Here is a 13,825-nt window from a genome sequence, read left to right as displayed (position 1 = left end):
CGCAAATGGCTAGGTTTTCACACAGTCTGATGGTGGGGCTCCTTTTTAGTTGGGTTGCGGGGCGGGGAAGTGACTGGGTTCGTCGTACATGTCTTCGATGTCGTCGAAGGGCGTCCAGGGTTTGGCAAGTGCGAGGGTGATGAGGTAGCGCTCTTCAGTCGGATTTCGGTAATCCTCGAAGCGAGCCAGGACCAGCATGACCTGATACTTGTCGTCGGCTTGCCAGTAGGTTATCCCTGCGAGAATTCCTTTGCGCAGGTAGGCCCGCCATTCAGGTGTATCGACGATTGTGGGATTGTTTCGCAGCCCCTTCGCCACCCAACCTTTAGCACGCCATTGGTCTTGCAGGTCGAGAACTACTTTAAGCGCGTCATCAATCAGGAGCGGTTCGATCTGTGGGGACATGCGGAGGCTGTAAATGACATTGTCGTTATAACCGAGCGTAAAAAAACGCGCCGCAGGCGTGATGAACCCGAACTGCGGATCGACGAATCGCAACCTTGCGTCGGCCTTGGGAATGCCGTAGGTGATGTGCCCGCGTATCGGCGAAGTAACAGTGACAGAAGAGTTTCTGCTCAGGTCTTCATACGTCCCTCCCAGCTCAACAACGACTTCAGGCTCGTCCCACAGAGGCTGCGTCAGCTGATGTTTGGCGACCAGCACTAGGACCGCCAGAACCAGCAGCCATGCGCCACAACGCCTGCCAAACAGCCATGGCCGTAGCTTCATATGCTTGCACCACGCGATGCTATCTCGCTGATCGACTGCTCCAGGACACTATGCTGGTGGTCGTTGAGCAGTTGATCAAATCGTCTCGCGGCCTGGAGCACGAAGGCCATTCGCTGCTTGATATCTGACAAGTCCGCCAGCGGGTTATTGCCAAAACCGATGGTGCGCCCGTCCTCCACGCGCTGGCATTGACTGGTGAGCGTCAACTCGATCGCCTGGGCCACACCTGAAGGAAAGCCTGTGACGTAGGCAGCATGATTGCCACGCAGCAACGCCCCCAGTTGGCGGTCTTCGTAGATGACCGGCTGCAGGATGTTTTTCTGCTCATGCCACGCCAGATACACCACGCTCTCGGCTATGTTCCCAGCCTCTATAGCCTCAAAAGCCAGCAAAATTTCCGTGTAGGCCAGCCCGAACTGTAGTTTTTTCTGCTCCACCGGCCAAAGCACCGGAAACTTCGAATGCCCATAAATCCCCGCCCGCGTCTTCAGGCACTGCTTCAACTCCTTCAACCCACGCTTCGCATAAAACTCATGCAACGGAAAGACATCCAAAAACAACGTGGTATTGCCCAGCGCCATCATGTCGTGCACATGCCGGAACTGTTGTTGAACTAGCGACAAGTCCTCCCCTTGTGAACGGAAATCCACAGAGGGCACCGGATTACGCGAGTCGGCTTCTTTATAGTCATCCAATTCATCCGCCTGCTCGGCCATCCTGTCCCGAGTCAACAACCCTGACTCACGCCGGCTTTCCCGTAAACGCTGCCGCGCCTCATGCTCCTCGCGAATGAATTCAATACTGTCTGCCGCATGCAACAACCCACAACCGACCTGCTTTGAGGCAAACGCCGCCAGCCCAGCCCACTGAAACCTTGAGTCATGCAGCCACAATCGGGCGTACGCAGCATTGATCACGCGGTTGCGCTCTACCGGGTCGGCAATCAGTACACCATCAGGTGCGACGATTTCTTCCGCCTCGCGCTGGTAGCGACGCCACAGGCATGAGCACGTAAGAATCGGCACGTCGGTAACAAGCGTCTTGCTGCCATAAAGCCGCACCTCTTTGCATTCACAGTCAGCAACAGGTCTGCTGTTCTGGTTCAGGCGCTGCTCATCGCAGGGTTGTTCTTTGAAACACTGGGTCATGATTTGTGGGTGGCATCTAAGGGAATCCCTGAACCCTACCAGCCGAAAACCCGTCCGAATCAAGTCCGCAAAAAATCAGAAATCCCTGACAGACAAAACTCGCTGGTCGTAAGGACGTTACGTAAAACCCAAGAGGAAAAATCCTGAAGGACCCAATGCACGGGCATATTCAGATTTCAGACAAGTCCATTCAGACCATCTAGTCAGAAACTGAATGAAGTCGCTTTGCAGATTATTAACATACGACACTCATGCGATCGAAAAGAGGTGCTAGCATAGAGCCACCAGTCGATCTCAGCATGCACCCTAACTAGTAGTCAGGATATGACCGAGCCAGAAGACCCCAGCCGTGAGCGCCTCAAGCACCACTTTGCCCAGCGGGTAATTCATCAGGCACGTCAGATTCTTGAGATATGGCAACGCCTGCAACGCAACGAATGGTCCACCACCGACCTGTCGGAGCTGAGTGAGGCCAATCTGCGCCTGCTGCGCTTTGCCGAACGTTTCGAACAACCGGAACACACCCAACTGGCGCGCCACATCGGCCAGTCGCTGGAAGCGGTGGACGCCAACCGCGGACGTCTGAGCAGCGGACTGATCACCGACCTCAATCGCCTGATGCAGCGTCTGTCCCGCACCGGCCTGCGTCATGGTGATCAGCTCGAGCAAACCTTTCTGCCGCCGCTGCGCAAGCCGATCTACGTGATGCTGCAGGATCATGACCGGGCCGAGCGGCTGGCCAAACAACTTGAATTCTTCGGGCTCAGCGCTCAATCCCTCGACAGTGTCGCCGCATTCCGCTCCTCGATGGTCGAGCGTTTGCCGGCGGCGATTGTCATGGACGTCGATTTCAGTGGCACCGGCATCGGTCTGAAACTGGCGGCCGAAGCCCAGGAGGGCCTCGACCAGCCTTTGCCGCTGCTGTTTTTCAGCTTGCACGAGACCGATACCCCGACGCGCCTCGCCGCCGTGCGCGCCGGTGGCCAGGAATTCCTCACCGGCACTCTCGAAGCTTCAAGCCTGCTGGAAAAGATCGAAGTCCTGACCTGCGTCGCCCAGTACGAACCTTATAAAGTGCTGATCATCGACGACTCCCGCGCCCAGGCCTTGCACACCGAACGCCTGCTCAACAGCGCCGGGATCGTCACGCGAACCTTGATCGAACCGATCCAGGCCATGGCCGAACTGGCGGATTTCCAGCCGGACCTGATCATCCTCGACATGTACATGCCGGCCTGCACCGGTACTGAACTGGCCAAAGTGATCCGGCATAACGACCGCTATGTCAGCGTGCCGATCATTTATCTGTCGGCCGAAGACGACCTGGACAAGCAGCTCGACGCCATGAGCGAGGGCGGCGACGACTTCCTGACCAAGCCGATCAAACCACGGCACCTGATCACCACCGTACGCAACCGCGCGGCGCGGGCGCGCAATCTGAAGGCGCGGATGGTGCGTGACAGCCTGACCGGTTTGTATAACCACACCCACATTCTGCAATTGCTCGAAGACTGTTCATTCCGCGCCCGTCGCGAAAGCAAGCCGCTGAGCTTTGCGATGCTCGATATCGACCACTTCAAACGGGTCAACGATAGCCACGGCCATCCCATGGGCGACCGGGTGATCAAGAGCCTGGCGCTGTTCCTCAAGCAACGGTTGCGCAAGACCGATTTCATCGGCCGTTATGGCGGTGAAGAGTTCGCCATCGTCATGCCGGACACTGATATCGAATCAGCCTACAAGGTGCTCAATGAAATCCGTCAGCGCTTTGCCGAAATTCACTACCCGGCTCAGCCTCAGGACCTCTGGTGCACCTTTAGCGCCGGCGTCGTCGAACTGCACGAAGACTCCGACAGCCTGATGATGGCGAGCCAGGCTGACGAAGCGCTGTACCGTGCCAAGAATGCCGGACGTAACCGCGTACAAGCCGCGCTGGAGTCAAAGCAAAGTGCCACTTTTTCATCGGAATCGACCGATTCGGTCATAACTCTGTAACAGAAACGCAATAAGTTCAGGCACTTACCATTCTGCCGTTGGTAGATCTGATGCGCCTGAAGCTGTTGACCAATCTCAATACCCTCCTTTTGGTCGCCGTGTGCGTGGCCCTTGGCGCCACGCTCTGGTGGTCGCAAAAAGCCCTGGAACGCCCCTATCTGTTGATGGAGCGTTACTTGGGCCTGTCTCAGCAGTTCCAAAATGAAGTGGCGCGCAACGTCGAGGATTACCTGGCCAGCGGCAATGCCCTGCGCCTGAGCAGCGCCAGCCAGGCCCTCGACGCCTTGCAAAAGGACCTCGGTGAGTTGCCACCGGCATTGGCCGAGACCTTGCGCCCCAGCCTGTCGAACCTGGCTGAATTCAGCAAAACCGACCTGTTGGCTGCCGGGAAACTCGCTGGCGACCCGCAGGCGCTGCTGCTGCAAGCCGAACGCGAACTCGGCGCCAGCCTCGATCAGCTCAGCCAATACGCCAGCGGCAACGCGGCGTACCTGACGCCCTTGCTCGTTGCCTCCCAACACTTGGGCAAACTGTCGCTGGCTCGGGGAAAACTGGTCAGCAGTGGTCGTAGCGAACTGGCCGCCGATGTCGAGCGCGAAGTCAGCAATATCCGCACACAGGCCAAACAACTGAACGCCTTGCCGCTACTCGGCGTGACCAGCAGCAGTGAATCGAACACCGATGACTTCGCCGTAATGATGGGACTGGAGAACACCGGGAAAACTGTTGCCGAAGATGCCGGTGTCGGCCTCAAGCGTGAACTCAACAGCCTGCTCACCCGCTACCCGGCTGAACTGACGCGCACTCGCGAACAGATCCAGAAACGCGCCGACCTCAGCACCGCGACACATTTGCAAATCGCCGCCGTGCAGCAGTCCATCGCCGGGCTGGAACCGGTGGTGCGCGCCCAGCACGGGCAGATCCAGAGCGAAGTGCGGCTGATGCAGGGGGTGATGATCGGGCTGATCCTGTTGATCGCCTTGCTCATCGATACCTTGCAGCGACGCCTGGCCCGAACCCTGACCAACCTCGCCCCGGCGTTGTCGACCTGGGCCGAAGGTGACTTCAGCCGCGACATTCAACTGGGCGCGACCAACCGCGAGCTGCATGACATTCAAGCCTCGCTCAATCGCCTGCGCGCCTATCTGGTCGACCTGGTAGGCACCATTCGCCTCAACGCCGAGCAAGTCGCCGGCAGCAGCCGAACGTTGGCCGAATTGAGCAATGACCTGCACAGCGGCGCCGAGCATCAGGTTGGCGACACCGCGTTGATCCGCGATTCTCTCGGTGAACTTGAGGCGACGATTCAGCAAGTCGCCGGTGACGCCAGCCAGGCTGCCGATGCCAGTCGTCATGCAGGGCTTGCGGTGGAACACGGTCAGAAAGTGATCGGCCTGAGCCTCACCGGGCTGCATGCGCTGGTGGGTGAAGTGCAAGGCAATGCACAGATGATCGAACATCTGGCCGAAGAGTCGGCGACCATCGGCGGCGTACTGACGGTGATCCGCTCGATTGCCGACCAGACCAACCTGCTGGCCCTGAACGCCGCCATCGAAGCGGCCCGCGCCGGAGAAATGGGCCGAGGGTTTGCAGTAGTCGCCGAAGAGGTTCGCTCACTGGCGCAACGCACCGCCGGGGCCACGGCCGAGATCCAGACGCTGATCGCCGGCCTGCAAACCGCCGCGCGGCAATCGGTCGAAGGCATGCGTGCTCAGGTCGAACATGCCGAAGCCACGGCCAATCAGGCTCAGGCGGCCGACGGTGCGCTGGATAAAATCGTCGGGGCGATCCAGACCATTTCCGACACCGCCGTGCGCATCGCCGATGTCACCGCCCAGCAGAGCGGCGCTGTCAGCGAAATCCGCGATCACAGTGAACGGATTCACCAATTGGGTGGGGATAACTTGCTACGCATCGGCGAGGGGCGTGAACAAGGGGAGAACTTGTTGGTGCTGGGTGGACGGTTGCATACGGCCGTTCAGGCCTTTCGCGTCTAAGAGCTACCGAGCGCCACCTAAGTTGTTGTATGAAAACTCTTATTTAGCCATGCGATGGTTTTTAGTCGCCGTTTTGATGCTAGGGTTTCGCGCTTCAATTAATCGTGCGCGCAACAGGAGTGCTCCGTGATAGTTCCGCCTTCGCCCCTTGGCGTATCTGTGGAGGAAAACATGGCAGTTGCCTTCCATAAGAAAAAAGTTTTGAAAGAGGGATCCGCATTCATTTACTCCTGGTTCTATACCCAGGTCAGAAATCGCGGCCCTTGGGATTACAAAAAACTGTCTCCTGACTATGAGGCTTTCGGTAATTTCAATTACGGCGCGGCCGGGATTGCTGCGGGATTTTCCGAAAGTGTCCTGTTACGTGCCGCCGGTGTTGCCCAGACACAGGCAAAAACGACAAAAGTAGAATTTGGAAGCTGGTGGAGCGAGGCTCCTTTTGGCGATGATCCTGCGGATCAGGAATGGATCAAAAAAGGAGTCAGGTATGCCCGGTTCAGGAACTACTAAAAAAACCGCATACACAATCGTCACCTCTTGCCTGCTGGCGGTATGCCTGGTTTACATCGGCTGGACATGGCTTATGTCTTCCAGCACCCCGGTGTTGACCGATGTAGTACTCAAACTACCCCTTGGTGAAAATGGCTTCATCTACGGTGTCAAGGATGATCGAGGCGGAGCAACAGTGCCCTTCAGCTATCGATACTATGTCTATCGCGAACTGACATCCGACGAACAAATAGCGTCTGAACTCAAGACTGCCGGTCCGTTTCTCGTCACCCGAGATCCAGCCATAAAGGTCAATGTCCAAGGCTCGGTCATCAATGTAGCGACCAACCAGGAAGTCTACGAGTATCACAGCAGCACGCTGTTTCGGCATACCAACAGCCCCCATTACACCCCTGTAACAATCAACTTGTGCAACCACTCCAGCGATCAATCAACTAAGTAAGCTCAACACTGCAAGGGACGTGAGCAAGGGGAGAGTTATTGGTGCTGGGTGGACGGTGCATACCGCCGTTCAGGCCTTCCGCGTCTGACAAACCGCCATCGCGGGCAAGCCCGCGATGGCGTCAGAACAACCACCACAAAATGCCCCGCCCTGCACACCCCGCCGCTGTCCGCTATCATGCCCACACTTTCGATACGCGAGATTGTCATGCGCCGTTTGCTCTGCCTGCTGTTTTTAGTGCTCGCCCTGCCGGCCTCTGCCGCCGGGTTGCTGGACAGTCGGCCCAGTTCCACACTGGGTTCGATCAACAACAGCGCCGACTTCCTGCCGGTGCGCGAAGCCTTTAAGTTGAGCCTGGTAGAAAGCACGCCGCAATCGATCAAGCTGCGCTTCGTCGCCACCGAGGGTTACTACCTCTACCGCCATCGCTTCCAGTTTCGCGCCGAACCGGCTGACATTAGCCTCGGTACAGCGCAACTGCCCAAGGGCGAACAAAAGCACGATGAGTTCTTCGGCGATGTCGAGGTTTACCACGGCATTCTCGATATAGACCTGCCGCGCACCGATTCCCGCGCCTTTACGCTGGTCGTGACCTATCAGGGCTGTGCCGACAAAGGCCTGTGTTACCCGCCCGAAACCGAACGCCTGAGCATTGAGGGCAGCGGCGCCGCGACCACTGCCTGGAACTGGCGCGAACTGGCGCTGTTTTTCCTTGCAGGTGTTGGCCTGACCTTCACCCCCTGCGTACTGCCGATGCTGCCGATCCTCTCCGGGGTGGTCCTGCGCGGGCAGGTCGGTGGTTTACGCGGCTTTAATCTGTCGCTGGCCTACGTACTGCCGATGGCTCTTTGTTTCGCGTTGCTCGGGGCGTTGATGGGAATGTTCGGCGCACAGCTCAATCTTCAGGCACGCTTGCAGTCGGCCTGGGTGCTGGTGCCGTTCGCGATGTTTTTCGCAGTGTTTGCCCTGGCCATGTTTGGCGTCTTCGAACTGAAACTGCCCTACGCCATCAGCAGCCGCCTGGACCGGATTGCCGGGCGTACCGAAGGCGGCTCACTGTGGGGCGCGGCGGTGCTGGGCGTGGTGTCGAGCCTGCTGGTTTCGCCATGTGTCTCGGCACCACTGGCTGGCGCGCTGCTGTACATCAGCGCCAGCGGCGATGCTCTGGGCGGCGGATTGAAATTGTTCATGCTCGGCTTGGGCATGGGTGCGCCGCTGTTGCTGGTGGCGACCGGCGGCGCGGCCTGGCTGCCGAAAAGCGGACCGTGGCTGATCTACGTGAAAAACGCGATTGGGGTGCTGTTGCTAGGGCTGGCGATCGCTTTGCTCAGCCGGGTATTGCCGGGCCAGATCACCTTGCTGTTGATCGGCTTGCTCGCCGGTGGTGTCGGGTTGTTCATGGGAGCACTGGAATTCGTTTATAAACCGCCGAGAAAACGCCTGGGGCAATTGCTCGGGATGCTCCTGCTGTTTTATGCCCTGGCCTGTTGGTACGGCGCGTTCAGTGGCCAGACCGATCCGCTCAATCCCATTGGCCAATCGCGCATTGTCGCCGGCAACGGTCAACCGCAAATCGCCGGCAACTGGCAAACCATTACCACTCCAGCCGAACTGGACCGCGTCCTCGCCGAAGCCAAATCCTCCGGTACGCCACTGCTGCTCGACTGGTACGCCGACTGGTGCATCAGTTGCAAAGTCATCGAACACGAAGTCCTCAACGATGCCAATGTTGTTGAAAGCCTCAGAGGCTATCGATTGGTCCGTTTCGATATCACCGCCAGCAACGCCGAACAACGCGCCCTGCTCGACCGCTACACGCTGTTCGGCCCTCCGGCACTGATGTTTTTTGGCAAGGATGGCGTCGAACGTAGCGATGTACGGGTGATCGGCGAGATCAACGCGAAAAACTTCGCCGAACGTGTTGCGAAAGCAAATGACCGGATTTAATCACCCGGTCACATATTTCGCGTAAACATCGGCCATCGTGCTGGCTATTGCCTAGAACTGGACAGTCACAAAGACTTTGCGGCATAGTCACCGAGTTCTGACAATTGCACACAGATGACAAAGGAGCAGCAGATGGCGACCCTATTGGTTTTACATGGCCCCAACCTGAACCTGCTCGGCACCCGGGAACCGGGCGTCTACGGTGCAACGACGCTGGCGCAGATCAATCAGGATCTGGAACAGCGGGCGCGCAATGCCGGCCACCATTTGCTCTACCTGCAAAGCAACGCCGAGTACGAATTGATCGATCGCATCCACGCTGCTCGCGGCGAAGGTGTGGACTTCATTCTGATCAATCCAGCAGCTTTTACACATACAAGTGTCGCATTACGTGACGCGCTGCTGGCCGTGAGCATCCCATTCATCGAAGTGCATTTGTCTAACGTGCACAAACGCGAACCTTTCCGCCATCACTCTTACTTCTCCGACGTTGCGGTGGGAGTGATCTGCGGCCTTGGCGCCAGCGGTTATCGACTGGCCCTGGAGGCCGCACTAGAGCAGCTTGAAAGACAGGCAACGACTTGAACAACAAGCGTTAAACGCCCCTGACCGACCCTTGGGAGTTGATGATTCATGGATATCCGTAAAGTTAAGAAACTGATCGAATTGCTGGAAGAGTCCGGTATCGACGAGCTCGAGATCAAGGAAGGCGAAGAGTCCGTACGCATCAGCCGTCACAGCAAGACGCCGGCTCAGCAGTACTACGCTCCCGCTCCTATGCATGCTCCGGCGCCGGCGCCTGTCGCTGCTGCTCCGGTTGCCGCCGCTGCTCCTGCAGCTCCGGCTGCGCCAGTGCTGAACGGCAACGTTGCCCGTTCGCCGATGGTCGGCACTTTCTATCGCAAATCTTCGCCGTCCTCGCCGTCCTTCGTTGAAGTCGGCCAGACCGTGAAGAAAGGCGACACTCTGTGCATCGTCGAAGCCATGAAGATGATGAACCACATCGAAGCTGAAGCCAGCGGTGTGATCGAATCCATCCTCGTCGAAGACGGCCAGCCGGTTGAGTACGACCAACCGCTGTTCACCATCGTTTGAACCGCGGAGAAACTTTGATGACTGCGAAGTTGGAAAAAGTTCTGATCGCCAACCGCGGTGAGATTGCCCTGCGGATTCTGCGTGCCTGCAAAGAGATGGGCATCAAGACTGTCGCCGTTTACTCCAAGGCCGACAAAGAGCTGATGCACCTGGGCCTGGCAGACGAATCCGTCTGCATCGGCCCGGCCTCGGCCGCGCACTCTTACCTGCACATTCCGGCCATCATCGCCGCTGCTGAAGTGACTGGCGCTACTGCCATCCACCCAGGCTACGGCTTCCTTGCGGAAAACGCCGACTTTGCCGAACAGGTCGAGAACTCCGGCTTCGCGTTCATTGGCCCGAAAGCCGAAACCATTCGCCTGATGGGCGATAAGGTATCGGCCAAGCACGCCATGATCGCCGCTGGCGTCCCAACCGTTCCGGGTTCCGACGGCCCACTGCCTGAAGACGAAGAAACCGCTCTGCGCATTGGTCGCGAAGTCGGTTACCCGGTGATCATCAAAGCCGCTGGCGGCGGCGGTGGTCGCGGCATGCGCGTCGTGCACAAGGAAGAAGACCTGATCGCCTCGGCGAAACTGACCCGTTCCGAAGCGGGCGCAGCGTTCGGCAACCCGATGGTCTACCTGGAAAAATTCCTGACCAACCCACGTCACGTGGAAGTTCAGGTGCTTTCCGATGGACAGGGGCACGCCATCCATCTGGGTGACCGCGATTGCTCGCTGCAACGTCGTCACCAGAAGGTTCTCGAAGAAGCACCGGCACCGGGCATCGACGAGAATGCGCGCGAGGAAGTTCTCGCCCGCTGCGTCAGAGCTTGCATCGATATCGGCTACCGTGGCGCCGGCACTTTCGAGTTCCTGTACGAGAACGGCCATTTCTACTTCATCGAGATGAACACTCGTGTCCAGGTAGAACACCCGGTTTCGGAAATGGTCACCGGCATCGACATCGTCAAGGAGATGCTCAGCATCGCCGCTGGCAATAAGTTGTCGTACACCCAGGATGACGTCGTTATCCGCGGTCACGCGCTGGAATGCCGGATCAACGCCGAAGACCCGAAAACCTTCATGCCTAGCCCAGGCACGGTCAAGCATTTCCACGCGCCAGGCGGCAACGGCGTTCGCGTCGATTCGCACCTGTACAGTGGCTATGCCGTTCCGCCGAACTACGATTCGCTGATCGGCAAGCTGATCACCTACGGCGCAACCCGTGACGAAGCCATGGCGCGCATGCGCAATGCGCTGGACGAAATCGTTGTCGACGGGATCAAGACCAACATCCCGCTGCACCGCGACCTGGTCCGTGATGCTGGCTTCTGCAAAGGAGGCGTGAACATTCACTACCTCGAGCATAAGCTGGCTGGCGAAAAGCATTAAGCTTTAGCCCGATCAACAAAGCCGCCTTCGGGCGGCTTTGTTGTTTCTGGGGATTGAATGCTTCACCCTTGTGGCGAGGGAGCTTGCTCCCGCTCGGTTGCACAGCAACCGCAAGACCATTCAACAGGGTTGTGCCAGACAGATCCGTACCGGCCATTTTGGGACCGCTTCGCGCTCCAGCGGGAGCAAGCTCCCTCGCCACAGATATTGGATGACTCCCGATGCGCGGCTACACGGTCGTCTTCTGCCTCGCGCTCGCGTAAACTTGCGCGCTTCTCGCAGCACGCTAGGCTGCAATCATATTTTTCAAAGGTGCCCGCCATGCCTTGGCTGCAAGTCCGTCTCGCCATCAGCCCAGAACAAGCCGAAACCTACGAAGACGCTTTCCTTGAAGTGGGCGCCGTGTCGGTGACTTTCATGGACGCCGAAGATCAGCCGATTTTCGAACCGGAACTCAACACCACCCCGCTGTGGTCGCACACTCACCTGCTGGCCTTGTTCGAAGGTGGCACTGAAGCCGCCAGCGTACTGGCGCACCTTGAGTTGCTGACCGGCAGCCCGCTGCCCGAGCACCACAGCGAAGTGATCGAAGACCAGGACTGGGAACGCAGCTGGATGGACGGTTTCCAGCCGATGCGTTTCGGTCAGCGCCTGTGGATCGTCCCAAGCTGGCACGCCGCGCCTGAGCCAGACGCGGTGAACCTGCTGCTGGATCCGGGCCTGGCGTTCGGCACCGGCACTCACCCGACTACCGCGCTGTGCCTGGAATGGCTCGACGGTCAGGACCTGAAAGGCTGCAACGTGCTCGACTTCGGTTGTGGTTCGGGGATTCTGGCGATTGCCGCCCTGTTGCTGGGCGCCAAAGAAGCCGTCGGCACCGACATCGACGTGCAGGCGCTGGAAGCCTCCCGCGACAACGCCGGTCGCAACAACATTGCCGACGAACGCTTCCCGCTGTATCTGCCGCAAGACCTGCCACAGGTTCAGGCCGACGTGCTGGTCGCCAACATTCTTGCCGGCCCACTGGTTTCGCTGGCGCCGCAACTGTCCAGCCTGGTCAAGCCAGGCGGTCGTTTGGCGCTGTCAGGTATCCTTGCAGAACAAGGCGAAGAAGTCGCCGCCGCCTACGCCCAGGACTTCGATCTGGACCCGATCGCCAATCGCGACGGCTGGGTGCGCATCACTGGCCGTCGGCGCTAGAATGAGCGCCTGCATAAACCGGATTGCCGCATGACCGACAGCTTCGTCACCCAGTGCCCGCATTGCCAAACCAGCTTCCGCGTCAGCCATGCTCAGTTGAGCGTGGCCCGTGGAGTGGTTCGTTGCGGCTCGTGCTTGCAGGTGTTCAACGCCGCCAAGCAGTTGCTCGAGCAGCGGGCCGGCAGGGAGACGGTCAAACCGATTGCACCGGCGCCCGTCGAACCGACCGTGCAGCGGGCCATCAGCCAAAAGCAATGGACCGCTGCAGAAATGGATCTGGACAGCCTGGACCTGGACGAAGAACTCGCCCGGCTCGAACAGCGGGAAATCCAGCCAACGACGGAATTCGGCCGGCCCCGCGAAGACAGCCTCAGCGCTCACCGCGATATCGGCGAATACGACCAGGAGCCCTGGTCCGACAGTCTATTCAGCGAATCAGCCGCCGATCGCGCGCAAACGGTCGAGGCACCTACGGCAGAACCGACGATCGAGCCGAACAAACACTCGCGCACCGAACCTTCCTTGTCGTTGGAGCCCGTGGAGCTAAACGACGAACCCGCAATACAACAGCTACGCCTGCACGACCCGCTCGACACTCCGATCACCTTTGGAAGCCTGTCGGCGACGCCCGATGAAGTCGACGACGATCTGCCCTCGGTCGAGCCTTTGCGCAAGCGACGCCAACGCAGCGAACCGGGCCTGCGCGCGCAAGCGCTGGAGGACCTGAGCGACGACCCGTTGCAACTGGATTGGCAAAAGCGTCGCTCCCCCTGGGGCCGGCGCTTTTTCTGGCTGCTACTGATCCTGTTCGGCGCTGCGGGCCTCGTCGGCCAATACGTCGCCTACCACTTCGACGAACTGGCACGCCAGGATCAGTACCGCCCCTGGTTCCAGCAACTGTGCCCGCACATCAGTTGCACCGTGCCGTCCAAAGTCGACATCGCGAAAGTCAAAAGCAGCAACCTGGTGGTCCGCAGCCACCCGGACTTCAACGGTGCGCTGGTGGTCGATGCCATCATCTACAACCGTGCGTCCTTCTCCCAGCCTTTCCCATTGCTGGAGCTGCGCTTTGCCGACCTGAACGGCCACCTCATTGCCAGCCGTCGCTTCAAGCCAGGCGAGTACCTCAACGGTGACCTCGAAGGCCTGGCGGAAATGCCACCACAAACGCCGATCCACATCGCGCTGGACATTCTGGATCCAGGCCCCAAAGCGGTGAACTACAGCCTGAGCTTCCACTCGCCCGAGTGAAACGGTTCACCCCTATGGGCCTGACGGCAAATTTCTGATTTTGTCCGTTCAAACCAAACCGCTGGCGATAACAGAATAACTGTTCAGATTTTGTTCAATTCAGCCTTTATCCAGTCATCGAGAGCGGGTATCATG

Annotated in this window: 11 protein-coding genes and 1 pseudogene; 10 read left to right on the top strand and 2 right to left on the bottom strand. The window is 58.8% G+C overall.

Features of this window, described 5'->3' with window-relative positions; genetic code table 11:
* Positions 1–45: 45 nt before the first annotated feature.
* Both LOY56_RS03020 and LOY56_RS03015 read right to left on the bottom strand, forming a co-directional pair.
* Entirely contained in the window at positions 46–729 is a 684-nt protein-coding gene (locus LOY56_RS03020; protein ID WP_258619799.1) for a hypothetical protein, read from the bottom strand.
* Complete coding sequence (locus LOY56_RS03015; protein WP_258619798.1) at positions 726–1,877, bottom strand: DUF2515 family protein; 1,152 nt, start codon at positions 1,875–1,877, stop codon at positions 726–728. The genes LOY56_RS03020 and LOY56_RS03015 overlap by 4 nt, the downstream gene beginning before the upstream one ends.
* 324 nt (positions 1,878–2,201) lie before the next feature.
* On the opposite strand from LOY56_RS03015, the gene gcbA reads away from it, so the two are divergent.
* From gcbA to LOY56_RS02965, 10 genes and pseudogenes are all read left to right on the top strand, one after another.
* The gene (gene gcbA, locus LOY56_RS03010; protein WP_258619796.1) at positions 2,202–3,872 is read left to right on the top strand and encodes a diguanylate cyclase GcbA; all 1,671 of its coding nucleotides are present in this window, start codon (positions 2,202–2,204) and stop codon (positions 3,870–3,872) included.
* A 1,490-nt stretch (positions 3,873–5,362) separates the two neighbouring features.
* Positions 5,363–5,869, top strand: a pseudogene (locus LOY56_RS26930) (methyl-accepting chemotaxis protein); the annotation flags it as partial.
* A 171-nt stretch (positions 5,870–6,040) separates the two neighbouring features.
* Positions 6,041–6,379 (top strand): polymorphic toxin type 44 domain-containing protein, encoded by a 339-nt coding sequence (locus LOY56_RS03000; protein WP_217855713.1) that lies wholly within the window; start codon positions 6,041–6,043, stop codon positions 6,377–6,379.
* On the top strand, positions 6,357–6,821 hold the full coding sequence (locus LOY56_RS02995) for a hypothetical protein (protein WP_258619766.1): 465 nt from the start codon (positions 6,357–6,359) through the stop codon (positions 6,819–6,821). The genes LOY56_RS03000 and LOY56_RS02995 overlap by 23 nt, the downstream gene beginning before the upstream one ends.
* Before the next feature lie 207 nt (positions 6,822–7,028).
* A complete protein-coding gene (locus tag LOY56_RS02990) occupies positions 7,029–8,768 on the top strand; it encodes a protein-disulfide reductase DsbD (RefSeq protein WP_258619765.1) in 1,740 nt (579 codons plus the stop codon).
* A 132-nt stretch (positions 8,769–8,900) separates the two neighbouring features.
* The gene (gene aroQ, locus LOY56_RS02985; RefSeq protein ID WP_258619761.1) at positions 8,901–9,353 is read left to right on the top strand and encodes a type II 3-dehydroquinate dehydratase; all 453 of its coding nucleotides are present in this window, start codon (positions 8,901–8,903) and stop codon (positions 9,351–9,353) included.
* Positions 9,354–9,401: 48 nt separating this feature from the next.
* Positions 9,402–9,863, top strand: a complete 462-nt coding sequence (gene accB / locus LOY56_RS02980; RefSeq protein ID WP_038978781.1) for an acetyl-CoA carboxylase biotin carboxyl carrier protein — start codon at positions 9,402–9,404, stop codon at positions 9,861–9,863.
* Between the two features lie 17 nt (positions 9,864–9,880).
* Complete coding sequence (gene accC / locus LOY56_RS02975; RefSeq protein WP_258619748.1) at positions 9,881–11,239, top strand: acetyl-CoA carboxylase biotin carboxylase subunit; 1,359 nt, start codon at positions 9,881–9,883, stop codon at positions 11,237–11,239.
* A gap of 321 nt (positions 11,240–11,560) precedes the next feature.
* Positions 11,561–12,439 carry a 50S ribosomal protein L11 methyltransferase gene (gene prmA, locus LOY56_RS02970; RefSeq protein ID WP_258619746.1) on the top strand — a complete coding sequence of 293 codons (879 nt, stop codon included), beginning with the start codon at positions 11,561–11,563 and terminating at the stop codon, positions 12,437–12,439.
* A gap of 30 nt (positions 12,440–12,469) precedes the next feature.
* Positions 12,470–13,690, top strand: coding sequence for a DUF3426 domain-containing protein (locus LOY56_RS02965; protein ID WP_258619736.1), 1,221 nt, complete (start codon positions 12,470–12,472; stop codon positions 13,688–13,690).
* Positions 13,691–13,825: the final 135 nt, after the last annotated feature.

The sequence above is a fragment of the Pseudomonas sp. B21-048 genome (genome assembly GCF_024748615.1).
GTDB lineage: Bacteria > Pseudomonadota > Gammaproteobacteria > Pseudomonadales > Pseudomonadaceae > Aquipseudomonas.
Note: the sequence above shows the minus strand (reverse complement) of the source record. Positions and strands in the feature narration are given on the sequence as shown.

Coding starts and splice junctions, on each gene's coding strand:
- LOY56_RS03020 (WP_258619799.1), bottom strand. CDS start 729: ATGAAGCTACGGCCATGGCTGTTTGGCAGGCGTTGTGGCGCATGGCTG.
- LOY56_RS03015 (WP_258619798.1), bottom strand. CDS start 1,877: ATGACCCAGTGTTTCAAAGAACAACCCTGCGATGAGCAGCGCCTGAAC.
- gcbA (WP_258619796.1), top strand. CDS start 2,202: ATGACCGAGCCAGAAGACCCCAGCCGTGAGCGCCTCAAGCACCACTTT.
- LOY56_RS03000 (WP_217855713.1), top strand. CDS start 6,041: ATGGCAGTTGCCTTCCATAAGAAAAAAGTTTTGAAAGAGGGATCCGCA.
- LOY56_RS02995 (WP_258619766.1), top strand. CDS start 6,357: ATGCCCGGTTCAGGAACTACTAAAAAAACCGCATACACAATCGTCACC.
- LOY56_RS02990 (WP_258619765.1), top strand. CDS start 7,029: ATGCGCCGTTTGCTCTGCCTGCTGTTTTTAGTGCTCGCCCTGCCGGCC.
- aroQ (WP_258619761.1), top strand. CDS start 8,901: ATGGCGACCCTATTGGTTTTACATGGCCCCAACCTGAACCTGCTCGGC.
- accB (WP_038978781.1), top strand. CDS start 9,402: ATGGATATCCGTAAAGTTAAGAAACTGATCGAATTGCTGGAAGAGTCC.
- accC (WP_258619748.1), top strand. CDS start 9,881: ATGACTGCGAAGTTGGAAAAAGTTCTGATCGCCAACCGCGGTGAGATT.
- prmA (WP_258619746.1), top strand. CDS start 11,561: ATGCCTTGGCTGCAAGTCCGTCTCGCCATCAGCCCAGAACAAGCCGAA.
- LOY56_RS02965 (WP_258619736.1), top strand. CDS start 12,470: ATGACCGACAGCTTCGTCACCCAGTGCCCGCATTGCCAAACCAGCTTC.